General features: G+C 69.4%; 22 protein-coding genes. 10 read left to right on the top strand and 12 right to left on the bottom strand.

Features of this window, described 5'->3' with window-relative positions; translation table 11 throughout:
* Positions 1-57 precede the first annotated feature (57 nt).
* From ACRARE_RS01930 to ACRARE_RS01940, 3 genes are all read left to right on the top strand, one after another.
* A complete protein-coding gene (locus tag ACRARE_RS01930; RefSeq protein WP_432654718.1) occupies positions 58-1,761 on the top strand; it encodes a tetratricopeptide repeat protein in 1,704 nt (567 codons plus the stop codon).
* Positions 1,762-1,800: 39 nt separating this feature from the next.
* A complete protein-coding gene (locus tag ACRARE_RS01935; protein ID WP_432654719.1) occupies positions 1,801-2,646 on the top strand; it encodes a 4-(cytidine 5'-diphospho)-2-C-methyl-D-erythritol kinase in 846 nt (281 codons plus the stop codon).
* Positions 2,647-2,769: 123 nt separating this feature from the next.
* Positions 2,770-3,252, top strand: a complete 483-nt coding sequence (locus ACRARE_RS01940) for a transglycosylase SLT domain-containing protein (RefSeq protein WP_432654720.1) — start codon at positions 2,770-2,772, stop codon at positions 3,250-3,252.
* A gap of 9 nt (positions 3,253-3,261) precedes the next feature.
* Here the strand turns inward: ACRARE_RS01940 and mobA are convergent, their stop codons facing one another.
* Positions 3,262-3,882 carry a molybdenum cofactor guanylyltransferase MobA gene (gene mobA, locus ACRARE_RS01945; protein ID WP_432654721.1) on the bottom strand — a complete coding sequence of 207 codons (621 nt, stop codon included), beginning with the start codon at positions 3,880-3,882 and terminating at the stop codon, positions 3,262-3,264.
* Positions 3,883-4,003: 121 nt separating this feature from the next.
* Between mobA and ACRARE_RS01950 the strand changes: the two genes are divergently transcribed.
* Complete coding sequence (locus ACRARE_RS01950; RefSeq protein WP_432654722.1) at positions 4,004-4,738, top strand: AzlC family ABC transporter permease; 735 nt, start codon at positions 4,004-4,006, stop codon at positions 4,736-4,738.
* Positions 4,735-5,091: a branched-chain amino acid transport AzlD family protein gene (locus tag ACRARE_RS01955; protein WP_432654723.1), complete on the top strand. Its 357-nt coding sequence runs from the start codon at positions 4,735-4,737 to the stop codon at positions 5,089-5,091. The genes ACRARE_RS01950 and ACRARE_RS01955 overlap by 4 nt, the downstream gene beginning before the upstream one ends.
* An 88-nt stretch (positions 5,092-5,179) precedes the next feature.
* Here ACRARE_RS01955 and ACRARE_RS01960 read toward each other — a convergent pair whose 3' ends face one another.
* The 5 genes from ACRARE_RS01960 to ACRARE_RS01980 all read right to left on the bottom strand — a co-directional run bounded on the left by ACRARE_RS01960 (position 5,180) and on the right by ACRARE_RS01980 (position 9,350).
* The gene (locus tag ACRARE_RS01960; RefSeq protein WP_432654724.1) at positions 5,180-5,806 is read right to left on the bottom strand and encodes a hypothetical protein; all 627 of its coding nucleotides are present in this window, start codon (positions 5,804-5,806) and stop codon (positions 5,180-5,182) included.
* 54 nt (positions 5,807-5,860) lie between these two features.
* Entirely contained in the window at positions 5,861-5,995 is a 135-nt protein-coding gene (locus ACRARE_RS01965) for an aa3-type cytochrome c oxidase subunit IV (protein WP_432654725.1), read from the bottom strand.
* An 88-nt stretch (positions 5,996-6,083) separates the two neighbouring features.
* Positions 6,084-6,542 (bottom strand): DUF6173 family protein, encoded by a 459-nt coding sequence (locus tag ACRARE_RS01970; protein ID WP_432654726.1) that lies wholly within the window; start codon positions 6,540-6,542, stop codon positions 6,084-6,086.
* 49 nt (positions 6,543-6,591) lie between these two features.
* Positions 6,592-7,629, bottom strand: coding sequence for an MBL fold metallo-hydrolase (locus ACRARE_RS01975; RefSeq protein WP_432654727.1), 1,038 nt, complete (start codon positions 7,627-7,629; stop codon positions 6,592-6,594).
* Complete coding sequence (locus ACRARE_RS01980) at positions 7,626-9,350, bottom strand: acyl-CoA dehydrogenase (protein ID WP_432654728.1); 1,725 nt, start codon at positions 9,348-9,350, stop codon at positions 7,626-7,628. The genes ACRARE_RS01975 and ACRARE_RS01980 overlap by 4 nt, the downstream gene beginning before the upstream one ends.
* A 166-nt stretch (positions 9,351-9,516) precedes the next feature.
* Between ACRARE_RS01980 and ACRARE_RS01985 the strand changes: the two genes are divergently transcribed.
* Positions 9,517-10,488 (top strand): L-threonylcarbamoyladenylate synthase, encoded by a 972-nt coding sequence (locus ACRARE_RS01985; RefSeq protein ID WP_432654729.1) that lies wholly within the window; start codon positions 9,517-9,519, stop codon positions 10,486-10,488.
* 56 nt (positions 10,489-10,544) lie between these two features.
* Here ACRARE_RS01985 and ACRARE_RS01990 read toward each other — a convergent pair whose 3' ends face one another.
* The gene (locus ACRARE_RS01990) at positions 10,545-11,126 is read right to left on the bottom strand and encodes a YqgE/AlgH family protein (RefSeq protein ID WP_432654730.1); all 582 of its coding nucleotides are present in this window, start codon (positions 11,124-11,126) and stop codon (positions 10,545-10,547) included.
* A gap of 153 nt (positions 11,127-11,279) precedes the next feature.
* On the opposite strand from ACRARE_RS01990, the gene ACRARE_RS01995 reads away from it, so the two are divergent.
* Positions 11,280-12,095: a protein-disulfide reductase DsbD domain-containing protein gene (locus ACRARE_RS01995; RefSeq protein ID WP_432654731.1), complete on the top strand. Its 816-nt coding sequence runs from the start codon at positions 11,280-11,282 to the stop codon at positions 12,093-12,095.
* Positions 12,096-12,171: 76 nt separating this feature from the next.
* Here the strand turns inward: ACRARE_RS01995 and ACRARE_RS02000 are convergent, their stop codons facing one another.
* The 5 genes from ACRARE_RS02000 to ACRARE_RS02020 all read right to left on the bottom strand — a co-directional run bounded on the left by ACRARE_RS02000 (position 12,172) and on the right by ACRARE_RS02020 (position 19,209).
* Positions 12,172-15,573 (bottom strand): efflux RND transporter permease subunit, encoded by a 3,402-nt coding sequence (locus ACRARE_RS02000; RefSeq protein ID WP_432654732.1) that lies wholly within the window; start codon positions 15,571-15,573, stop codon positions 12,172-12,174.
* Between the two features lie 4 nt (positions 15,574-15,577).
* A complete protein-coding gene (locus ACRARE_RS02005; protein WP_432654733.1) occupies positions 15,578-17,065 on the bottom strand; it encodes an efflux RND transporter periplasmic adaptor subunit in 1,488 nt (495 codons plus the stop codon).
* 139 nt (positions 17,066-17,204) lie between these two features.
* Positions 17,205-17,738 carry a molybdenum cofactor biosynthesis protein B gene (moaB, locus tag ACRARE_RS02010; protein WP_432654734.1) on the bottom strand — a complete coding sequence of 178 codons (534 nt, stop codon included), beginning with the start codon at positions 17,736-17,738 and terminating at the stop codon, positions 17,205-17,207.
* A gap of 5 nt (positions 17,739-17,743) precedes the next feature.
* A complete protein-coding gene (locus ACRARE_RS02015; protein ID WP_432654735.1) occupies positions 17,744-18,376 on the bottom strand; it encodes a LysE family translocator in 633 nt (210 codons plus the stop codon).
* A complete protein-coding gene (locus ACRARE_RS02020) occupies positions 18,376-19,209 on the bottom strand; it encodes a uracil-DNA glycosylase (protein ID WP_432654736.1) in 834 nt (277 codons plus the stop codon). The genes ACRARE_RS02015 and ACRARE_RS02020 overlap by 1 nt, the downstream gene beginning before the upstream one ends.
* 101 nt (positions 19,210-19,310) lie before the next feature.
* Between ACRARE_RS02020 and ACRARE_RS02025 the strand changes: the two genes are divergently transcribed.
* The 3 genes from ACRARE_RS02025 to ACRARE_RS02035 are packed head-to-tail and all read left to right on the top strand — an operon-like array spanning position 19,311 to position 21,500.
* Positions 19,311-20,264: an aspartate carbamoyltransferase catalytic subunit gene (locus ACRARE_RS02025; protein WP_432654737.1), complete on the top strand. Its 954-nt coding sequence runs from the start codon at positions 19,311-19,313 to the stop codon at positions 20,262-20,264.
* A gap of 47 nt (positions 20,265-20,311) precedes the next feature.
* Positions 20,312-20,857 (top strand): aspartate carbamoyltransferase catalytic subunit, encoded by a 546-nt coding sequence (locus ACRARE_RS02030; protein ID WP_432654738.1) that lies wholly within the window; start codon positions 20,312-20,314, stop codon positions 20,855-20,857.
* Positions 20,858-20,900: 43 nt separating this feature from the next.
* Positions 20,901-21,500 carry a hypothetical protein gene (locus tag ACRARE_RS02035; protein ID WP_432654739.1) on the top strand — a complete coding sequence of 200 codons (600 nt, stop codon included), beginning with the start codon at positions 20,901-20,903 and terminating at the stop codon, positions 21,498-21,500.
* Positions 21,501-21,535: the final 35 nt, after the last annotated feature.

A 21,535-nucleotide genomic window follows, 5' to 3' on the forward strand; every position in this document is an offset into this window, starting at 1 on the left:
TTTCACGCGCCCCCCCTTCTAGTCTGAGGCCCTAGCTTGTCTCTGGGAGGGGTCGCCATGTCCGGCTTCACACGTTCCGTTTCGCTGTCCGCGCTGGCCCTGGCCACGCTGCTGCCCCTGCCCGTGCTGGCGGCGGATCTGGCGGGGAACTATCTGGCGGCCCGTCAGGCGCGGCTTGGCGCGGATTACGACGCGGCGATCCATTACTACACCCGGGCCCTGGGCGATGAGCCGCGCGAACCGCTTCTGCTGGACGGGCTGATCCTGTCGCAGGTCTCGGCCGGGATCGTCGATGCCGCCGTCAGCCCGGCGCAGCGGCTGGATTCCCTGGGCGTGGACAGCCAGGTCGGACATATGGCCCTGATCGTCGATGCGGTGACGCGCGGCGACTATGCCGCCGTGCTGGAGCGTGTCGCGCAGAACCGCGCCATCGGCCCGCTGGTCGACGGCCTTCTGGCCGCCTGGATGGAGCTGGGCCAGGGCAACATGGGCGCCGCGCTAGAGCGCTTCGATACCGTGGCCGAGGAACCCGGCCTGGCGCGCTTTGCCCGCTATCACAAGGCGCTGGCCCTGTCCTTCGTCGGTGATTTCGAGGGGGCCGAGGCGCTTTACGCGGGCGATGGCGAAACCCCGGTGCAGATGACCCGCCGCAGCGTGCTGGCCCGGGTCGAGGCCCTGTCGCAGCTGGACCGCAACGCCGGCGCGCTGACCCTGCTGGGCAATATCTTCGGCTCGGATCCGGGCACCGAGATCCAGGATCTGCGCGACCGCCTGGCGGCGGGCGAGACCCTGCCCAACACCCATGTCACCTCTGTCGCCGATGGCGTGGCCGAGGTCTTCTATTCCGTCGGCGCCGCCCTGCAACAGGAAACCGCCGAGGCCTACACCCTGCTCTACGCCCGGGTCGCCACTGCCCTGCGCCCCGACCATGTGGACGCGATCCTGCTGTCGGGCGAGCTGCTGGAAGACCTGGACCGCCCCGAGCTGGCCACCCGCGCCTATCGCGCCGTGCCGCGCGACAATCCCAATTTCTACCTGGCCGAACTGGGCCGCGCCACCGCCCTGCGCCGCGCGGGCCGCGAGGATGCGGCGATCGAGGTGCTGGACCAGCTGGCCGATGCCTTCCCCACCCTGCCCAAGATCCAGGCCTCACGCGGGGATCACTACCGCTGGCAGGGCCGCCACAGGGAGGCGGTGCAGGCCTATGGCGCCGCGCTGGACCTTTACAGCGGCGAGGACCCGTCGAAATGGTTCGTCTTCTACGCCCGCGGCATGAGCCAGGAACGGCTGGACAACTGGCCCGAGGCCGAGGCCGATTTCCGCGCTGCCCTGGCCCTGAACCCCGATCAGCCGAACCTGCTGAACTATCTCGGCTATGCCATGGTCGAGAAGGGCCAGAACCTGGACGAAGCCCTGACGATGATCGAACGCGCGGTCGAGCTGGACAGCTCGTCGGGCTATATCGTCGACAGCCTGGGCTGGGCCTTCTACCAGCTGGGCCGCTATGACGAGGCGGTCGAGCAGATGGAACGCGCCGCCGAGCTGATGCCGGTGGACCCGGTGGTCAACGACCACCTGGGCGATGTCTACTGGAAGGTGGGCCGCACCCGCGAGGCGCAGTTCCAATGGGCCCGCGCCCTGTCCTTCGATCCCGAAGAGGCCGAGGCCGACCGCATCCGGCGCAAGATGGCCGCAGGGCTGGACGCCGTGCTGGCGGAAGAGCAGAAGGGCATGGAAACGGTCGCCGCCGACGGCGGCTGATCTGCCCACCCTGCCCGCTTACGGCTGCCCGAGGCCTCGATGACCCAGACCGACACCGCCGCCGCCGGGCCCATGCTGCTGGCGCCCGCCAAGGTGAACCTTTCGCTGCATGTGACGGGCCAGCGGCCCGACGGCTATCACCTGCTTGATTCGCTGGTGGTCTTCGCCGATCTGGGCGACCGGCTGTCGGTGACCCCCGCCGATGCCTATTCCCTGACCGTTTCCGGCCCCCGCGCCGCGGGCGTGCCGGTGGATGACGGCAACCTGTGCCTGCGCGCCGCGCGGATGGCCGGGCGGCCCGTGGCCATCGCGCTGGAAAAGCATCTGCCCAATCAGGCGGGCATCGGTGGCGGCTCGTCCGATGCGGCCTGCGTGCTGCGCGCGCTGGCGGCCCTGGGCGTGCCCCTGCCCGAGCACCCCGAACGCCTGGGCGCCGATCTGCCCGTCTGCCTGGCGGCCCGCGCCGCGCGGATGCAGGGCCTGGGTGAGGTGGTGACGCCGCTGACCGGCCTGCCGCCTCTGCCCGCCCTGCTGGTCAATCCCGGCCGCCCCGTGGCCACGCCCGCCGTCTTCAAACGGCTGGAAAAGCGCGACAATCCCCCCATGGGCGCAGTCCCGGTCGATCTGGCCACCCCCGCCGATGTCGCCACTTGGCTGGCCAGCACCCGCAACGACCTGGAGGCCCCGGCCCTGGCGCTGGAGCCCGCCATCGGTGCCGTTCTGGGCGCGCTGGCCTCTCTGCCCGGCTGCCTGATCGCGCGCATGTCGGGCTCTGGCGCCAGCTGCTTTGCCCTCTTCCCCGACCGCGCCACAGCGGTGGAGGCAGGCCGGATGCTGCGCGCAGCAGAGCCCGGCTGGTGGGTCGTCGACACCACTTTGAGCTAGGCAAAGAAGGGCCCGCGCGGGTCCGGCCTTGCGCAAGGCTCCGCCGATGCGCCGCGCGGGCGCTTTGCCGATCGGCAGGGCTGGCTTAATGCCTTGGTAACCGAGTTTACCGGAGCCTGGCCCATGCGCCCCCTCACCACCCTGTCCCTGGTTTTCGCCTGCCTTCTGCCCCTTGCCGCCTGTAGCACGCCCGAACCCGAAGCGCCCATGCTGGCCTTCCGCGATCCGGCGCCGCTCTACCCCAACGAGACGCCCGAACTGCGCGGGCTGATCGAGCAATATGCGGCGGAATACGAAGTGCCGGTGACCCTGGTGCAACGGGTGGTGATCCGCGAAAGCACCCATCGGCCCGAGGCCCGCAACGGCCCCTATTACGGGCTGATGCAGATCCTGCCCGCCACTGCCCGGTCCATGGGCTTCTCGGGCCAGGCGGGGGACCTGCTGGATGCCGAGACCAACCTGAAATACGCGGTGAAATACCTGCGCGGCGCCTGGCTCTTGTCCGATGGCGACGAGGCGACGGCGGTGAAATGGTACGCCCGCGGCTACTACTACGAGGCCAAGCGCCAGGACATGCTGGTCGAGACCGGCCTGCGGAGCGAGTAACGCCCCCTATCAGCCTTCGATCAAGGTCTGGGCCCGGGCCAGGTCCTCGGGCGTGTTGATGTTGAAAAACGGGTCCAGGCCCGGCGCGGCAAACTCCACCGCCCGGGCGCCTCGGCTTTCCGCCCAGCCCATCATCCGCCGCTGCCCGGCCTGAAGCGCGCCGCGCAGATCCTCGGCCAGGGTCACGGGCCAAAGGGCACAGGTGGGATGCAGGCGCATTTCGCCCGTGGCATCCCGGCTTTGCGCCAGAACCGGCCCCGGGTGCCCCTCAGCGGCCATCAGCAGGCGCGGCACGAAATCTCCGGGCAGGAAGGGCAGATCGCCCGCGATGGTAAAGACCCGCTCGGCGCCCAGCCCGGCGGCCCAGTCCAGCGCCGCCAGGACGCCCGCCAGGGGCCCGGGGCGGTCGGGCACCCCTTCGGGCAGGTGATCGGGCACGATCAGCAACCCGAAGCGGTCCAGCCGCGCCGGATCGCCATTGGCGTTCAGCGCCAGATGCGACAGCTGCGGCTCGACCCGGTCGATCACATGCGACAGCAGCGGACGGCCCGCCAGCGGCAGAAGGGCCTTCTCGCGCCCCTCCATGCGGCGCGACAACCCGCCCGCCAGGATCAGCCCGGGCAGCATCATGCGCCGCCCCCGGGGCCGTCATGACCCGGTCTGCCTCCGTCCATACCGGAAGATGAGGAATATGCGTTGTGCATGTATCTCGGATTGCCTCTTGCCGGGTTGCCGGGTAGCGATACGTCCCATGACAGCCTATGCCGAAACCCCCTCTCCCGCCAGCACCCGCGCGACCTTCTTCCAGGGGATGCGCGACGGCGCCCCCTTCCTGTTGGTCGTCGGGCCCTTCGCCATGCTCTTTGGCGTCGTCGCCTCCGAGGCCGGGCTGAAGGTCTACGAGGCGCTGGTCTATTCCATCGCCGTCATCGCGGGCGCCTCGCAATTCGCCTCGCTGCAACTGCTGCGCGACGGGGCGCCGGTGGCGGTGGCGCTGATCTCAGCCCTGGCGGTGAACCTGCGCATGGCGATGTATTCCGCCTCGCTGACCCCGCATATCGGCGCGGCCCCCCTGTGGCAGCGGGCGCTGGCCGCCTATTTCCTGGTGGACCAGAGCTATGCCTGTTCGGTCATCGCCTTCGAGAAACACCGCGACTGGTCGGTGGCGCAGAAGGTGGGGTATTTCTTCGGGGTGATCATCCCGATCTGCCCCTTCTGGTATGTCTTCACCGTGGTCGGCGCCATGGTCGGCTCGACCATCCCGCCGGAACTGGCGCTGGATTTCGCCCTGCCGATCACCTTCATCGCCATGGTGGCGCCGATGCTGCGCTCTGTCGCCCATCTGGCGGCCTGTGGCGTGGCCATCGCCCTGGCGCTGATCTTTGCCGGGCTGCCCTATAACCTGGGTCTGCTGATCGCCGCCCTGGCGGGCATGATGACCGGCGCCGCGATCGAGAAACGCGCCCAGACGGAGGCCAGCGCATGACCGGGACTGAGCTTGCCACCGGCGCGGCCATCGACCGCGTCGATCTGTGGATCGTGATCATCGGGCTGGGCCTGGGCAGTTTCGCCCTGCGCTTTGCCTTCCTGGGGCTGATCGGCAACCGGCAGATGCCGGAATGGCTGCTGCGCCACCTGCGCTATACCCCCGTTGCCGTGCTGCCCGCGCTGGTGGCCCCGCTGGTCGTCTGGCCCGGCGCCACGGGGGGCGAGATGGACCCCGCGCGCCTGACCGCCGCCCTGGTCACCCTGGCCCTGGGGGTGATCTTCCGGCGCACCCTGCTGGCGATCCTCTGCGGTCTGGGCACCCTCTATCTGATGCTGTGGTTGATGGGCTGAGGCCCGCCGCCCAGCGACAGCGCCCCCCAAAGCAAAAGGCCGCCCCTCGGGACGGCCTTTTTCATCTCTGGCACTGGGGCGCCGGGCCTCAGCCTTCGGCGCGGGCCACGGTGGTGCGGTCGATCCCCAGCACCGCGCCCGCCGGCACCGGGCTGTAATCCTCGTAGTAAGAGGTCGGAGCGACCCCGGTCACCTGCTGGAAGGACTCCTCCAGCTGGTTCGGCCACCAGGTGCGGCGGATGCCTTCGAACCCGGGCAGCTGCGCCAGGATCGCCGAGGTGGAATTGGCGCATTGCGCCCCGGGCACCGCGCCGCGCCCATAGGCCAGCCGCAGCGCCTGTTCGGCCACGGCGGCAGAGACGGTCACCGTCTGGGTGTCCACGTGGTGCGTCTCGCGCGCGTGCATCGATCGGTAGCCTTCCCAGAAGGCCGGGCTGATTCCCACCAGCACGTCGCCGTCGCGGCGAATCTGCGGGTGGTGGAACGACCCTGCGGGATCGAAGATCACCCGTTCCGACCCGTTGATCAGCAGCGCCGTATGGGCGCCCTTGCCGCTGTCGTTCGAACGGATGGTGATCAGCGTCAGCGAGGGCGGCGCGTCATGGTGATAGGCGCGCTCGGCCCGAGCGGGATCGGGTTGGTCGTAGTCGGCGTTTTTCGCACCGCAGCCGGCAAGCGCGCCGAGGGCGGCCAGGGCAAGGATCAGGCGTTTCATGGATGTCTCCGTAAATCGGCCCCGATGGGCTTGCCCGCCGCGCAACGCGCGGGCTTAGCTGTTGAACAGGGCGAGGAAGACCAGCACGCCGATAGAAATGCCGCAGACCCACATCGTGGTCTTGATGAAGCCCTCGAAGGTCTTCTCCTGCGGTTCGATATCCATTTCACCATGCTTGTGCTCGGCCATCGTCATCTCCTCCCGGTGGTCGGTCGTTTCAGGGCCGGGGATACTGCAAAGATCCGCCGCTGTCACCTGTTTCGGTGCCGCTTGCGGCCTAGGCCGCGGTGTTTTCCAGATCGCGCCGCAGACGGAAGCCGATGCGCGCGGGCTCGGGCCGGTCGGGGCGTTTCGGCATCGCCCGCAAGAGCACCGAAAGCTGGCTGACATGCTGCACCAGCTGGGTCCTGGCGCCCTGGGCATCGGTGCCGGTGAAGGTGACGATATCGGGGTCGAAATAGCCCATCCCTTCGATCCGCAGCACACCCGCGTCGCCCCCGGCAAAGCCCATGGCGACCTCTTCGTCGCTGTCCAGGCTTTCCTCGAACTGCTGGATGTATAGGATCAGCCGTTCATAGGCCCAGGCGGCGGGGCTTTTCTTTTCGACCGGCTCGTCGATCACATTCGCGGGCAGCGGTTCGGCCGGCGCGCGGCCATCGGCGTGGACCTCGTGGCGGCAGGGCAGAACCGCGTTCTCTGCCGCCTCGGCACTGGTCGAGACCATGGTTTCGCGCATCGCACCCTCTCTTCTGCCTGTCCGGCCTTGGCGGAACGGCCCCGCCGGTTCAGCGGCTTTGCCACAGCCAGGCGCCATCCTTGCGCTCGGACCGGGTGACCTCTCCGCGTTTGTAGAGATAGTTAAGATGCGCCAGGGCTTCGGCCATGGCCAGCCCGTAATTACCTTCGTCGATCTTGCGCATGAACAGCTGCGGGAAGCAGTCGACCACGGTCCGCGGCATGGCCAGGAAGACCTTCAGCCGTTCCAGACCCGAGACGTGGTTGTCGATCATCTGCCGCAGCCGCACCGGCAGCCCGCTATAGGGCAGCTTGTGGCCCCCCAGCACCAGCTGATCGTCGCGGGCATGGGCCAGCAGGCGCTCGCTGGCCTCCAGGAACTCGGCCAGGGGGTCGGCCTCGGGTTCGGTGACATGGACGCCGATATTGGGGCTGATCGAGGACAGCAGCTGATCGCCGCCGATCACCAGATTGTCGTCGCGCGACCACAGGGTGACATGTTCGGGCGCATGGCCGTTGCCCATGCGCACATCCCAGGTGCGACCGCCCGCGCGCAGGGTCTCGCCCTCTTGCAGGCGGGTGTAGCCCGTGGGCAGGCGGTGCACGACGTCGACGAAGTTGAAGGGCCGCTCGCCCTCGCGCTTGGCGCGCAGGCGCGGGTCCATCCCGGCGCGTTTCCAGAAGGTCAGCGCCTGCTCCGAGGGGCGCTCTTCCTCGTCCAGCAGCAGCATCCGCGCCATCAGCCAGGAGGTGCGCGAGGTCACCAGTTCGGCGCCGTGGTGCTTCATGAACCAGCCCGCCATGCCGATGTGATCGGGATGGTGATGGGTGATCAGCAGCCGGGTGACCGGCTTGCCCGCCAGGGGCCCGTCCAGGAGGCCCTGCCACAGGGCCTTGGCCTCACGCGAATGGACCCCGGTATCCACCAGGGTCCAGCCGTCGCCATCGTCCAGCGCGTAGATGTTCACATGGTTCAGCGCCATGGGCAGCGGCAGACGGATCCACAGCACACCCTCGGCGATCTCCACCGCCTCCCCCGGGGCTGGCGCCTCTTCCCAGGGAAAGCGGATGGCCCCTGCGACGGTCACGCCGACAGGTCCTCGATGCTCAGCGCGTAGAGGTCTTCAGCCCCCACGGTGGCATGGGCCAGCAGGCCCACGTGTTCCGGCAGCAGCCGCTTCAGATAGAAGGCCGCCAGACGGGCGCGCGGCCCCTCGCCGCCCTCGGCCAGGGCGGCCTTCAGGTGGTAATAGCCGCCCAGCACCCGGGCAAAGCCCATCAGGTAGGGCACGCAGCCGGCGAAACGCTGGTTCAGGTCGCCCTGGGCCAGCATCCATTCGGTCGCCTCGCGCAGGGTCTCGATGGCCTGCCACAGCGGTTCGGCCAGGGCATCGCAGCTGGCGCGGGCGGTCTCGGTGAAGGCCTGCATCTCGTCGATCAGGGCAAAGGCCATCTCGCCCTTGTCCATCATCTTGCGCGCCACCAGGTCCATGGCCTGGATGCCGTTGGTGCCCTCGTAGATCGCGGTGACGCGGACATCGCGGTAATACTGCGCCGCGCCGGTCTCTTCGATGAAGCCCATGCCGCCATGCACCTGCATCCCCAGTTCCGAGACGCGCATCCCGGTCTCGGTGCCGAAGGCCTTGGCAATCGGCGTCAGGAAGGCGGCGCGGGCCTTCCACTCGGCCTCGCCGGTGGCATTGCCCATGTCGATGGCCACGGCACAGGCCAGCCCGATCGAGCGGGCGGCGAAGGTATCGGCGCGCATCTCGCCCAGCATCCGGCGCACATCGGCGAAATCGGCAATGGTGCCGGTGCCGCCCTGGCCCTCGATGGGGGTGCGGCCCTGCTTGCGCTCCAGCGAGAATTCCAGCGCCTTCTGATAGGCGCCTTCGGCGGCGCCGATGCCCTGGATGCCGACGCCCAGACGGGCGTTGTTCATCATGGTGAACATCGCCGCCATGCCCTTGTGTTCCTCGCCCACAAGCCAGCCGGTGGCGCCGTCATATTCCATAACCGCGGTCGGGCTGCCGTGCAGGCCCATCTTGTGTTCCAGGCTGACCACGCGCAGCGAATTCCGCTCGCCCAGGGTGCCGTCCGCGTTGGGAATGAACTTGGGCACCATGAACAGGCTGATGCCCTTGGTCCCCGGCACCCCGTCGGGCAGCCGCGCCAGCACCAGGTGGCAGACATTGCCGCCGAAATCGTGATCGCCCCAGGAGATGAAGATCTTCTGCCCCGAGATCGCATAGGTGCCGTCGCCATTGGGCACGGCCTTCGACCGCAACGCGCCCACGTCCGACCCGGCCTGCGGCTCGGTCAGGTTCATGGTGCCGGTCCATTCGCCCGAGATCAGCTTGGGCAGGTACATCGCCTTCAGTTCGTCGCTGGCGTGATGCTCCAGCGCCTCGACCTGGCCCTGGGTCAGCAGCGGGTTCAGACCCAGCGACATGCAAGAGGCGGCGGCCATGTCGTTCAGCGCCGAGGTCAGCGCCATCGGCAGGCCCATGCCGCCGTTCTCTTCGGCCGCCGACAGGCCCAGCCAGCCACCCTCTGCCAGGGCGGCAAAGCCTTCCTTGAACCCCTTCGAGGTACGCACCACGCCGTTTTCCAGCATCGCGGGATCGGTGTCGCCGGACCGGTTCAGCGGCGCCCAGACCTCTTCGGTCAGGCGGCCCAGCTCGCTCAGGATGGCGTCGACCGTATCGGGCGAGGCCTCGGAGAACCGCTCGGTGGCGGCGACCTTGTCGAAATCGACCACGTGATCGAAGATGAAACGCACGTCGTTGACAGGGGCACGGAATGGCATTTGGGTCTCCTCCCTCAGCATCTTGGCAAGCCGTGGTCCCGGCTGTAGGACAGCCCGGCCCGGGTTGTAAACCTAACGCCGACCCGTCGGGCAGCAAAGGCAAACGCCGCGTCACAAATCCCGCAGGGCGGAAGGCCGGGACCGGGCCGGAGGCATACGTATCAGCATGGTAGAGACCGAAGTTCTGGGCACCGACCCTGCCGCCCTGGCCCAGGGCGCGGACCTGCTGCGCGCGGGCGGGCTGGTGGCGATGCCCACGGAGACGGTCTACGGGCTGGCGGGCGATGCGGGGTCCGACGCAGCGGTGGCGGCGATCTATGCCGCCAAGGGCCGCCCCTCGTTCAATCCCCTGATCGCCCATGTGGCCGATATGGAGATGGCCGAGCGCCTGGCAGAGTTTCCGCCCGAGGCCCTGGCCCTGGCCCGCGCCTTCTGGCCCGGGCCGCTGACCCTGGTGCTGCCCCTGCGCGCGGGCGCGCCGGTGGCCGGGCGGGTGACGGCGGGCCTGCCAACCCTGGCGCTGCGGATGCCCGCGCATCCGGCGGCGCGGGCGCTTCTGCGCGCCTTCGGCGGGCCGCTGGCCGCGCCCTCGGCCAACCCCTCGGGACGGATCAGCCCGACCGAGCCCGCCCATGTGCTGGCCGGTCTGGGCGGGCGCATCGCGGCGGTGATCGACGGCGGGCCCTGCGGCGTGGGGGTCGAATCGACCATCCTTGCCGTTGCGCCCGACGGCACCCTGCGCCTGCTGCGCCCCGGCGGCATCGGCCCCGAAGAGATCCGGGCCGCCACCGGCCTGACCCTGGCCCTGCCCGAGGACGAGAACAAGGACGACGGGGCCACCGCCCGGATCGAGGCCCCGGGGCAGATGCTGTCCCATTACGCGCCGCGCGGCACGGTCCGGCTGAACGTCACCGATCCCCGCCCGGGTGAGGTGCTGCTTGCCTTCGGCCCTTCGGACAGCCCCTATACCCTGTCGCAGACCGGCGATCTGGCCGAGGCCGCCGCCAATCTCTTCCGGCGTCTGCACGAGATGGACCAGGCCGGGATCGACCGGATCGCCGTGGCCCCGGTGCCCGAGACCGGCATCGGTCGGGCGATCAACGACCGCCTGCGCCGCGCCGCCGCGCCGCGCGACTGATTCCCGGCGCAGCGGGACGCAGGCGTTTCAGAAATGGCATAGAGGCCATGCGCGCGTCAGGCGCGGCCGGCAGCAACCGACAGGCTCAGCGGGTCGATGCCCAGGCCGGACATGGCCAGGTCCCACTTGCGCTCATCCTCGGCCTCGAAGACCAGGCTGCTGGTGGGATCGCCGACCAGCCAGCCGTTCTGGGCAATCTCGCCCTCCAGCTGCCCCGGCGCCCAGCCGCAATAGCCCAGGGCGACCATGGCATGGCGCGGCCCGTAGCCTGCGGCGATGTCTTCCAGAACATCCAGGGTGGCGGTCATGGCGAAATGGTCGCTGACCTGAAGGGTCGACATTTCGGTATCGTAGTCGGGGCTGTGCAGGACAAAGCCGCGTTCCATCTCGACCGGACCCCCGGCATGGACGACGCGCCCCGACAGATCCTCGCGACAGGGAATTTCCAGCTGATCGAAAAGCCCGGGAAGGGAAACGTGATCTGCCAGTTTATTCACCACCAGGCCCATTGCACCTTCGCCGGAATGCGCGCATAGAACGACCACCGTATTGGCAAAGCGTTCGTCGGACAGACCTGGCATCGCAATGAGAATCTTGCCAGTGAGATCGAATAGTCCAGGCAATTTCTCTGCCCCCAAGACTTGATTTGAACCCCACCTCCCCCCTTTTGACGCCCCCTCGCGTCATTTGCAACCATTAAGACGCTATTTGGCAACCGGACCTGCATCTGTGCCGCGTCTGTCGCCGCTTTGTGAATTGGCATTTGCCGCGCTTATGCCCATGTCTAGGCCATGCTCAGACGTCTTGTTCGCCACATCCCGCTGATTTCGCTGCTCTTCGCGGCGCTGCCGCTGCCCGCGGCGGCCAATCCCTATGCCGAATATCTGACCGCCCGGATTTTGCCCGGCTGGCGTGAGGCCGACGGCAGCCATGTGGCGGGGCTGGAACTGACCCTGGCCGAGGGCTGGAAAACCTACTGGCGGCAACCGGGCAGCGCGGGGATTCCGCCGCTGTTCAACTGGTCCGCCTCGGACAATCTGCACGGTGTCGAGGTGATCTGGCCGCGCCCAGAGGTCTTCGAGCTGTCGGGGATGCGCTCGATCGGCTACCACGATCACGTCGTCCTGCCGCTGCGCATCGCCCCCGCCCGGGCCGGGGCGCCGGTCGAGCTGCGCGGCGAGATCTTCCTTGGCATCTGCGAACATATCTGCGTGCCGCTGGAGATCGAGGTCGCGGGCACCCTGCCCGCCGATCAGACCCGCCGCAGCCCGGCCATCGCCGCGGCCCTGGCCGAACGCGCCTATAGCGCCACCGAGGCGAAGGTGCGCGCGGTCAGCTGTCAGGTGCGCCCCCAGGCGCCGGGGCTGCTGGTCGAGGCGCAGATCCGGATGCCCTCGGCGGGCGGGCGCGAGGTGACGGTCTTCGAGCCGCATTTGCCGGACATGGTCGTGTCGGATTCGGTGTCGCGCCGCGAAGGCGACATGCTGATCTCGCAGGCGGTGCTGAGCAGCAGCGCGGGCGCCCTGCATCTGGACCGGTCGCGGCTGAAGATCACCGTGCTGGGCCAGAACTACGCGGTCGAGATCGACGGCTGCCCGGCCCGCTGAGGCGCGCGCCAGACGCCCCCTTTACCCCTGAAGAGCGGACCGACGCCCCGCATCACGAGGCGCCGGAGATTTGGCGTCAGGCCCCCTGCGCGGGGCTGTGGCGGCGCAGGCGCGCCAGAGCCGCCAGGGCGAAAAGCGCCAGCACGATGACCAGAGACCCCGCCAGATACAGCAGCAGCGCCGCGCCCACCCCGGGGCTGGCCCAGCCGGGCAGCAGCCCGGCCAGCGGCGCGGGCAGCGCCCCCTGCCACAGCTGATGGCCCAGGGTCAGGGCGAACCAGCCCAGCACCAGCGCCAGGCCTAGCCCGACCAGCCCGCGCAGCCCGCCCGCGCGGCGGTCGCCGAGCGCGCGGCGCAGGCCCGCGCGCATCCGCGCCATGTCGTCCTGCATCGCCAAGAGCGCGGGCACCACCAGCAGAACCAGCACCATCCCGAAGCCCAGGCCATAGACCAGGGTGATCACCGTCGGCATCAGGAACTGCGCCTGGCTGGATTTCTCGTACAGAAGCGGCGCCAGCCCCATCACCGTGGTCAGCGTGGTCAGCATGACGGGCCGCAACCGGTCCGCCGCGCCGTCGATGATCGCCGGGCGCAGGCCCCGGCCTTCGGCGTATTCGTCCACCGTGGTCACCAGCACAATGGAATCGTTGATGATGATCCCGGTCATGCCCAGAAGGCCCACCACCGTGAACATCGACAGCGGCACCTCCCACAGGGCATGGCCGTAGAAGGCGCCCACCAGGCCGAAGGGGATGATTGCCATCACCACCAGGGGTCGGGTCCAGCTGGCAAAGACCCAGGCCAGCACCAAGTAGATCCCGGTCAGCACCATCACCAGCCCGTAAAGGGCATCGTTGAGGAAATCGTCCTCTTGCTCGGCCAGACCCGAGAGGCGGAACTCGACCTGCCGTTCGGCGGCGATATTGGGCAGGATCTCGGTTTCCAGGGTGCGCAGGATCTCTTCGGCGCGGGCCGGATCGTCGTCGGAAATCTCGCCATTGACCGACAAAAGGCGCAGCCCGTTTTCCCGCCGCACGGTGGAAAAGCCAGAGCGGCGCTCGACCGTGACCAGATCGGCCAGGGGCACATAGACGCCGCCGGGGCTGCGCATCATCATCCGGTCCAGGAAATCCGCCGACAGCTCGGCCTCGGGCAGTTCGACCCGGATCGCCGCCGAACGCGGCCCCACCGGATAGGTCGCCGCCTCGATCCCGTTCAGCCGGTTGCGCAGCACCCGGCCCAGCTGATCGACGGTAAAGCCGAGGGCCTCGCCCTGGGGCCTCAGCTCCAGGATCATCTCTTCCTTGTCGTAGGACAGGTTGTCTTCGACCGCCGAGACCTCGGGATAGCGCAGCACCGCCTCTTGCAGGTCCTGGCTGGCGGCCTTCAGCGTGTCGGCATCGGCGCCGTAGAACTGCACATCCAGCGAATCGCCCGCCGGGCCAGAGCCCCAGCCCCGGAAGCTGACCACCTCGGCCAGCGGGTGCTGGCGTACCTCCTCTTGCAGCGCACTGACGAAGGCGGAACTGGAATAGGGGCGGAAGTCGGGGTCGATCAGTTCGATGGTGATCGAGCCCAGCTGATCGACGTCCTTGCTGTCGGACCCGGCCAGGGGGCGCCCCGAATTGCCGCCGATCTCGGCGATGGCGTAGTCGACCGGGTTCACCCCGTATTCGGCCTCATAGCGGGCGCCCAGATCCTCGGTGGCGCGCTGCATCTCGCGCATCATCGCCAGGGTGTCGTCGCGGGTGGCGCCGGGCGCCATCATGAAGTTGCCGGTGACCGAGCCGCGTTCCGGCGAGCTGAAGAAGCGCCATTGCAGGTCGCCGCGGATAAAGTTCGACATCTGCGCCGCGAAGATCACCAGCACCAGCGCCAGCACCGGATAGCGCAGCCGGATCACCAGGCCAATGGCCGGGCGGAACAGCCGGTCGCGCACCCATCCGAAGCCCCGGTTCACCTGGCGCGAGGGCCAGTCGTACCAGCGATCCTCGCCGGAATGGGCCAGGGCATGGGCCATGTGGTTGGGCAGGATCAGGAAGCATTCCACCAGCGAGGCCAGCAGCACCACGATCACGGTAAAGGGGATATCGGCGATCATCTCGCCAAAGCGGCCCTCGATCACCGTCAGGCCGAAGAAGGCAATCACCGTGGTCAGCGTGGCGGAAAAGACCGGCATGGCCATACGCTTGGCCGCGCCCTCGGCGGCGGCCACCGGCCCCTCGCCCCGGCGGCGGACGCGGCTGTCGGCATATTCGGCCACCACGATGGCGTCATCCACCACGATCCCCAGGGTGATGATCAGCGCAAAAAGCGAGATCATGTTCAGGGTCAGGCCGAAGACATACATCAACGCGATGGCCGTCAGCATCGACACCGGGATCCCGGCAGCGACCCAGAAGGCCGCCCGCGCGTTGAGGAACAGAAACAGCAGGCACAGCACCAGGCCCAGGCCCATGGCGCCGTTCTCGATCAGGATATCCAGCCGCCCGGTGATCTGTTCGGCGCGGGTGCGGATCAGGTCGATGGAACTGCCCTCGGGCAGGGCCGGCAGCATTTCGGCCGCCACCTGCTCGACCCGCTTCTGAATGTCGATCGCATCGCCGGTATCGGAGCGATCCACCCGGACCGAGATCGCCGGATCCTCGCCCACGAAATAGGTGCGCGCGCGGTCCGTCCCCTCGACCCGGACCCGGGCCACGTCGCCCACGGTCAGGGCCTGGCCATCCTCGCCCCGGCGCAGCACCAGCGCCTCGATCTCTTCGGCCGAGCGTTTCTCGCTACCGGTGCGGACCCGGGCATTGGCGCCGGTCACGTCACCGGCGGGCGAGGCGTCGACCTCGGCGGCAATGGCGCTGGCGATATCGGCCATGGTCACGTCATGGGCGATCAGGTTGAGCGCGGGCACCTCGACGATGACCTGTGGCGCCGACAGGCCCCGGATGGTGGTGCGGGTGACCCCTTCGGCAAAAAGGCGGGTAACGAACTCGTCCGCGAAACGGGCGATCTGATCGACGCCCACGGGGCCGGTGATCACCACGTCGGTGACCCGATCGCGCCAGGCCGAGCGGCTGACCTCGGGATCTTCGGCCTCTTCGGGCAGGTTATTCACCCCGTCCACCGCCGCCTGCACGTCATCGGCGGCACGCGCCATGTCCCAGCCGGGCTCGAACTCCAGGCTGATCCGGGCCGAGCCTTCGGTCGAGCGCGCCTCAGAGGACATCACCCCCTCGACCGTCATCAGCGCCGGGTCCAGCAGTTGCACGATGGCGCGGTCCACATCCTCGGCCCCGGCGCCGTCCCAGCGGACCGAGACCGAGACGCTGTCGACGATGATGTCGGGGAAATACTGCGCCCGCATCCGGGGCAGCGCGGCAACGCCCGCCGCCAGCATCACCAGCAGCAGCAGGTTGGCCACGGTGCGGTGGCGGGTGAAATAGCTGAGCAGGCCGGTGGCCCGGCGGGGGGCGGCGCGCATTGGATCAGCCCCCGCGCCGCTGTTCAAGGCGTTCGATCACCTGGGCGGGCACCTGCGGCTGACCCAGCTGCGCCAGCAGCCGCGCGCGCACCTCGTCGGGCAGCCGGGCATTGCCCTGGACCAGGGCCACCAGCGCGGCGCGGCGTTCGGGGCTCAGCGCGATCATCTCGGCCTCTGCCCCCGCCTGCGCTGCCGTACCGGCGCCCTGGCCGGTAGCCGCCTCGGGGCCGCCCAACGGGCGCACCAGGATCCCCTGGCCCAGCAGCGGCGTGCGTTCGGCCACCACCAGGCGGCCTTCCAGCGCGGGCGCGCGCACAAGGATGTCGTCGCCCTGGCGGCGCACCAGTTCCGCCGCGACCTCTTCCAGGCGGTTTTCGGCATTGATCACCAGCACCTGGCCCTCGGCGGACAGCGCCGTGGCGGGCAGGCGGATCACCCCGTCCAGGGGGCGCTCCTGCACCCGCACGGTGACGAAATCGCCGGGCTTCAGCCCTGGCGCGGCGCCCAGTTCCGCCAGGATGCGGCGCCCGGTCTCGCCCTCGGCCACCGCCGCGCCGTCGCGGCGAATGACGCCCTCGGCGCGCAGGGCGCCGTCCTGCAATTCCAGCGCCGCCTCGACCGGCAGGTCGGGCAAGCGCCCCGCGTCGTCCAGCAGGCGCACATATTGCGGGGTCGAGATGCGGAAGGCGACGTTCAGCGCCGCCGGGTCGATCAGCTCGGCCAGCGCCTCGTTCGCCGAGACCCGGCGGCCCAGCACCAGATCCACCCCCGACAGGGTGCCGTCAAAGCCCGCGCGGATCACCGTTTCGGCCAGGTCCCGCTCGGCCTCGTCGCGGTCCAGCTCGGCGCGGCGCAGGGCGGTGGCGGCGCTGTCGACCCGGGCCTCGGCCTGGGCCAGGGCATTGCGCGCCGAGAGCACCGACTGGCGCGCCGAGGCAACGGCCAGTTCCGCGTCTTCCTGCGCGGCGGCGGAGCCCACGCCACGGTCTATCAGGGTCTGCTGCCGGTCCAGCGCGCGCTGGCGCAGGGCCGCCTGATCCTGCGCGGCCACCAGGGTGTCGCGGGCGATTTCCAGGGCGCGGGCCGCGTCGCGCCCCTCGGCCATGGCATCGGCCAGATCCGCCTCGGCGCGGTCGCGCGCCGCCTCGGCCTCGGCCGGGTCCAGCCGCAGCAGTACCTGGCCCGCCTGCACCTGGCCGCCCTCGACGAACTCGGGCGCCAGCTCGACCACCTCGCCCGCCACGGCGGCGCGGATCTCCAGCGTGCGGCGGCTTTCCACCTCGCCGAAGACCGTCAGCACCGGGGCGACGGCGCCCGCGCGCGCCTCGACCACGTTGACGGCGAACTCGCGCTCGCGTCCGCGCGGCATGAAGGGATCGCGCGCCAGACGGACCTGCACGGCGTCATAGACCAGGCTGCCCGCATAGGTCAGCAGGCCCAGGGTCAGCGACAGAAGGAACAGCCCCAACAGGCTGCGAGAAAGAAATCTCATGCGGTTCGGCCCCGTCCGATGGCAATCAGGCGCGCAGCAAGCACCCCAAGCGTCCAGCCTGCACGGCCAGACAGCCCGTTCAATAAACAATACGGTTATGACGATCTACACGATCACTTGGAACGTCTTACGACGCCCGTCACGCTTTCCGTCGCAGATGTTCGTCCAGACGGGGCATTATTTCGACGAAATTGCAGGGGGCATGGCGGTAGTCCAGCTGTTTGACCAGGATCTCGTCCCAGGCATCCTTGCAGGCGCCGGTGCTGCCGGGCAAGGCAAACAGATAGGTGCCCCCCGCCACGCCCCCCGTGGCGCGGCTTTGCACCGCGCTGGTGCCGATTTTCTGCATCGAGACGATGGTAAAGACCGTGGCGAAGGCGTCGATCTCTTTTTCATAGACGTCGCGGTGCGCCTCGACGGTCACGTCGCGGCCCGTCAGCCCGGTCCCCCCGGTCGAGATCACCACGTCGACCCCCGGATCGGCGATCCAGGCGGCCAGCTGATCGCGGATCTGGGCGCGTTCGTCGGGCAGGATCTGGCGCGCGGCCAGCAGGTGGCCCGCCGCCGCGATCCGCGCCACCAGGGTGTCGCCAGAGCGGTCCTCGGCCAGGCTGCGCGTGTCCGATACGGTCAGCACCGCAATGCGCACCGGGATGAAATCTTTGTCTGCCATCGGGATTATCCTTTCGCGCCCCAGACCAGCCGCAGGGCCAGCCCGGCAAAGATACCCGCCGAGAGGCGGCGCAGCCAGACCCCGCCGCCGCCGAGCCGGGCTTGCAAGAGCCCGGCGAGGGCCCCCGCCACGCCATTGACGATCAACCCGCCGAAGGACAGCACCGCGCCCATCACCAGGAACTGGCCCAGCACCGGAGCCTCGGGGGTCAGGAACTGCGGCACGAAGGCCAGGATGAACAGGATCACCTTGGGATTGGTGAGATTCACCAGCAGCCCGTCGCGGAAGGGCCGCGCCGGGCGCAGGTCCGGCCCCTGCCCACCCTCGGCGCGCAGGATCTGCCAGGCCATCCACAGCAGGTAGCCCGCCCCGATCCAGCGGATCGCCAGCAGGGCCTGGGGATGGGCCGCCACCAGCCCGCCGACCCCCAGCCCCGCCACCGTGGCATGGATCAGCCCGCCCAGGGCCACGCCCGCGCTGGCCCGCCAGGCCGCACCGGGCCCCGCGCGCAGCCCCTGGCCCGCGCAGAACATCATGTCGGCGCCGGGCGTCAGGTTCAGCGCCAGCGAGGCGGGCACGAAGGTCAGCAGCACCAGGGGATCGACCGGAAACCCCAACCCCATCAGGCCCAAATCCATCACAGATCCTCCAGCCGGGCCTTCAGCGACAGCAGGTCGGCCCAGGCCTCGCGCTTGGCCAGGGGCTGGCGCAGCAGATAGGCGGGATGGGTCATCGGCAGGGCCGGGCGGCCAAAGGCCTCGGCCCACTGGCCGCGCATCTTCAGGATGCCGCGCCGGTCCAGCGCCGCCTGACAGCTGATATTGCCCATCAGGATCAGCAGGTCGGGCTTGGCCAGGGCCACATGCTTTTGCACGAAGGGCCGCAGCATGGCGATTTCCTGCGGTTTCGGATCGCGGTTCTGCGGCGGCCGCCAGGGCAGCACATTGGTAATATAGACCGCCTCTTCCGGCTCTTCGGCGTCGCGCGACAACCCGATGGCGGCCAGCATCCGGTCCAGCAGCTGGCCCGCGCGCCCCACGAAGGGGCGCCCCTCGCGGTCTTCGTCGCGGCCCGGCGCCTCGCCCAGGATCATCACCCGCGCCTTGGGGTTGCCATCGGCGAAGACCAGGCTGCGAGCGCCGCGCTTCAGCTCGCAATGCTCATAGGCGGCCAGGGCGGCGCGCAGCGCCTCCAGGCTGTCGGCGCCCTGAGCGGCCTGGCGGGCCACCTCGACCGCGTCGATCTCGGCGCGCGGCTCGGCGGGCGCGGCGCCCCCTCGGGCAACGGCCGGAGCGGCGGCCTGGGCCGCCACCCGCTCGGCCTCGACGGCGAAGCGATCCACCGGACCTTCGGCAATGCACTCATCCACACCCATCTCGACCTGCCAGTCCAGAAGGGCGCGCGCCAGATGCCAGTCCATCTCGGCGGCGGGGATGTCTGCGATCTGCTCGAAGGGGGGCTGCGATTCCATGGCGCCACCCTATCCCGCGCCCGGCGCGGGGAAAAGCGCGCCCCGCTTGCCGCCTGCCCCCGCCCGCGCCTATAAGGCCCCAAACCAGCGGGAGACAGCGGATGAAGAGCTTCAGGCAACAGCACCTTCTGGGCATCGAACGCCTGGCCCCGGACGAGATCGAGACGCTGCTCGACCTGGCCGAGGACTACGTCGCCCTCAACCGCTCGGACGACAAGCATTCCGACGCCCTGGCGGGGCTGACGCAAATCAACATGTTCTTCGAGAACTCGACCCGCACCCAGGCCAGTTTCGAACTGGCGGGCAAGCGTCTGGGCGCGGATGTGATGAACATGGCGATGCAGGCCTCTTCGCTGAAGAAAGGCGAGACGCTGATCGACACCGCGCTGACGCTGAACGCCATGCACCCGGACCTGCTGGTGGTGCGCCACCCCAATTCCGGCGCCGTGGACCTGCTGGCCCAGAAGGTGAACTGCGCGGTACTCAACGCCGGGGACGGGCGGCACGAACACCCCACCCAGGCCCTGCTGGACGCGCTGACCATCCGCCGTGCCAAGGGCCGCCTGCACCGGCTGAACATCGCCATTTGCGGCGACATCGCGCACAGCCGCGTGGCGCGGTCGAACCTGCTGCTGCTGCACAAGATGGAAAACCGCATTCGCCTGGTCGGCCCGCCGACCCTGGTTCCGCAGGCCTTCGCCGAGCTGGGCTGCGAGGTCTACGACAGCATGGAAGAGGGCCTCGACGGGGTCGACGTGGTGATGATGCTGCGCCTTCAGAAGGAACGGATGGACGGCGGTTTCATCCCGTCCGAGCGCGAGTATTACCACCGCTACGGCCTGGATGCCGAGAAGCTGGCCCATGCCGCCCCCGATGCCATCGTCATGCACCCCGGCCCGATGAACCGCGGGGTCGAGATCGACGGCACCATCGCCGACGACATCAACCGCAGCGTCATCCGCGACCAGGTCGAGATGGGCGTGGCGGTGCGCATGGCGGCTATGGACCTGCTGGCCCGCAACCTGCGCGAGCGCCGCGCCGAGGCTGCCGCCTAGGCCCTGCCGCCGTTGCGGATCGGGCACGGGGCCGTGAGGACGCGAGGATGACCCAGACCAGCGCATCAGGCACCGCCCCCCCAGGCTGGGAAGGTCTGCTGGAACCGGGCGAGCGCATCCTGTGGCAGGGCCGCCCCGATGGCCGGATGAGCCTGCGCCAGATCAACCTCTTCCATCTGATCTTCGGCCTGTTCTTCGCCGGCTTCGCGCTGTTCTGGATGATCATGGCCGCCTTCGCGGGCGGGTTTTTCTGGATGTTCGGCCTGCTGCATTTCTCGGCTGGGGTCAGCATTGCCATCGGCCAGCCGGTGATCGACCCGCTGCGGCGGCGCTATACCTGGTACACGCTGACCGACCGCCGCGCCTTCATCGCCCGCCGCACCCTGCGGGGCCGGACCCTGGACAGCTACCGACTGGACGCCGGATCCCGGGTGCGTTTCGAGGCCGGACCGCCGCCCTCGGTCTATTTCGCCGAAGACAAGGTGCGGGGGAAACGTGGAACCCGGCCCCGGCAGATCGGGTTTGAACGGATAGAGGACGGTCAAAAGGTCTTTTCCCTGATCGAGGGCATCCGGGGCCAACAGCCCGCCTAGGCAGACCAGACCGCCCCAGCACAGACGCAACACGAGGCCCGCCATGCCGCAGCCAGATCCCGTCATTCCCGCCAGCGCCGAGGTGCTGCACCTGACCCCCGGCGACCGCGCCGCCACCTATCTGCTGGCCGTCGACCCCGAGGCACCGCAGATGGCCGCCCTGCTGGCACCGCACCGCCTGAACGGCCAGACGGGCGCCACCCTGGCCGCCCTGCTGCGCCTGCCGCCCGAGGCCGAGACGGATCTGGAACTGATCAATCCCGCCGATCTGGAGGGGCTGGGCCTGGCGGGCTATCTGACCGAAGGGCTGGGCCTGGACCCGGCCGAGGTCACCCCCGACCGCGCCCGGCTGAACGCGGTGACCGCGCCGGTGATAGTGCTGCGCGGGCGCCTGACCGGGCTGGAGGACCGGGTGCTGCCCTTGCCGCGCGGCACCTCTTTGCTGGGGCGCTACGAGGCCAGCTATGCCCCCATCGGGCTGGGTCAGATCCCCAGCCGCAGCGCCACGGCGGGCACCCTGCCGCCTGTCTCGGGGCCGCTGCCCGGGCCCACGCGCCTGTCGCGCCCCTGGCAGCTGGCGGCGATCCTGGCCGGGATCGTGGCCCTGGGCCTGCTGGCCTGGTTCGCCCTGGCGCTGATCTAGCCGCGCCGCCCCCCGGCGCCGCCGCCCGCAACGCT

Source organism: Pseudooceanicola aquaeponti, from assembly GCF_050897975.1.
GTDB lineage: Bacteria > Pseudomonadota > Alphaproteobacteria > Rhodobacterales > Rhodobacteraceae > Pseudooceanicola.

Excerpts from the sequence above, each read along its gene's own strand:
- ACRARE_RS01930 (WP_432654718.1), top strand. The coding sequence starts at position 58 with ATGTCCGGCTTCACACGTTCCGTTTCGCTGTCCGCGCTGGCCCTGGCC.
- ACRARE_RS01935 (WP_432654719.1), top strand. The coding sequence starts at position 1,801 with ATGACCCAGACCGACACCGCCGCCGCCGGGCCCATGCTGCTGGCGCCC.
- ACRARE_RS01940 (WP_432654720.1), top strand. The coding sequence starts at position 2,770 with ATGCGCCCCCTCACCACCCTGTCCCTGGTTTTCGCCTGCCTTCTGCCC.
- mobA (WP_432654721.1), bottom strand. The coding sequence starts at position 3,882 with ATGATGCTGCCCGGGCTGATCCTGGCGGGCGGGTTGTCGCGCCGCATG.
- ACRARE_RS01950 (WP_432654722.1), top strand. The coding sequence starts at position 4,004 with ATGACAGCCTATGCCGAAACCCCCTCTCCCGCCAGCACCCGCGCGACC.
- ACRARE_RS01955 (WP_432654723.1), top strand. The coding sequence starts at position 4,735 with ATGACCGGGACTGAGCTTGCCACCGGCGCGGCCATCGACCGCGTCGAT.
- ACRARE_RS01960 (WP_432654724.1), bottom strand. The coding sequence starts at position 5,806 with ATGAAACGCCTGATCCTTGCCCTGGCCGCCCTCGGCGCGCTTGCCGGC.
- ACRARE_RS01965 (WP_432654725.1), bottom strand. The coding sequence starts at position 5,995 with ATGGCCGAGCACAAGCATGGTGAAATGGATATCGAACCGCAGGAGAAG.
- ACRARE_RS01970 (WP_432654726.1), bottom strand. The coding sequence starts at position 6,542 with ATGCGCGAAACCATGGTCTCGACCAGTGCCGAGGCGGCAGAGAACGCG.
- ACRARE_RS01980 (WP_432654728.1), bottom strand. The coding sequence starts at position 9,350 with ATGCCATTCCGTGCCCCTGTCAACGACGTGCGTTTCATCTTCGATCAC.
- ACRARE_RS01985 (WP_432654729.1), top strand. The coding sequence starts at position 9,517 with ATGGTAGAGACCGAAGTTCTGGGCACCGACCCTGCCGCCCTGGCCCAG.
- ACRARE_RS01995 (WP_432654731.1), top strand. The coding sequence starts at position 11,280 with ATGCTCAGACGTCTTGTTCGCCACATCCCGCTGATTTCGCTGCTCTTC.
- ACRARE_RS02000 (WP_432654732.1), bottom strand. The coding sequence starts at position 15,573 with ATGCGCGCCGCCCCCCGCCGGGCCACCGGCCTGCTCAGCTATTTCACC.
- ACRARE_RS02005 (WP_432654733.1), bottom strand. The coding sequence starts at position 17,065 with ATGAGATTTCTTTCTCGCAGCCTGTTGGGGCTGTTCCTTCTGTCGCTG.
- moaB (WP_432654734.1), bottom strand. The coding sequence starts at position 17,738 with ATGGCAGACAAAGATTTCATCCCGGTGCGCATTGCGGTGCTGACCGTA.
- ACRARE_RS02015 (WP_432654735.1), bottom strand. The coding sequence starts at position 18,376 with ATGGATTTGGGCCTGATGGGGTTGGGGTTTCCGGTCGATCCCCTGGTG.
- ACRARE_RS02020 (WP_432654736.1), bottom strand. The coding sequence starts at position 19,209 with ATGGAATCGCAGCCCCCCTTCGAGCAGATCGCAGACATCCCCGCCGCC.
- ACRARE_RS02025 (WP_432654737.1), top strand. The coding sequence starts at position 19,311 with ATGAAGAGCTTCAGGCAACAGCACCTTCTGGGCATCGAACGCCTGGCC.
- ACRARE_RS02030 (WP_432654738.1), top strand. The coding sequence starts at position 20,312 with ATGACCCAGACCAGCGCATCAGGCACCGCCCCCCCAGGCTGGGAAGGT.
- ACRARE_RS02035 (WP_432654739.1), top strand. The coding sequence starts at position 20,901 with ATGCCGCAGCCAGATCCCGTCATTCCCGCCAGCGCCGAGGTGCTGCAC.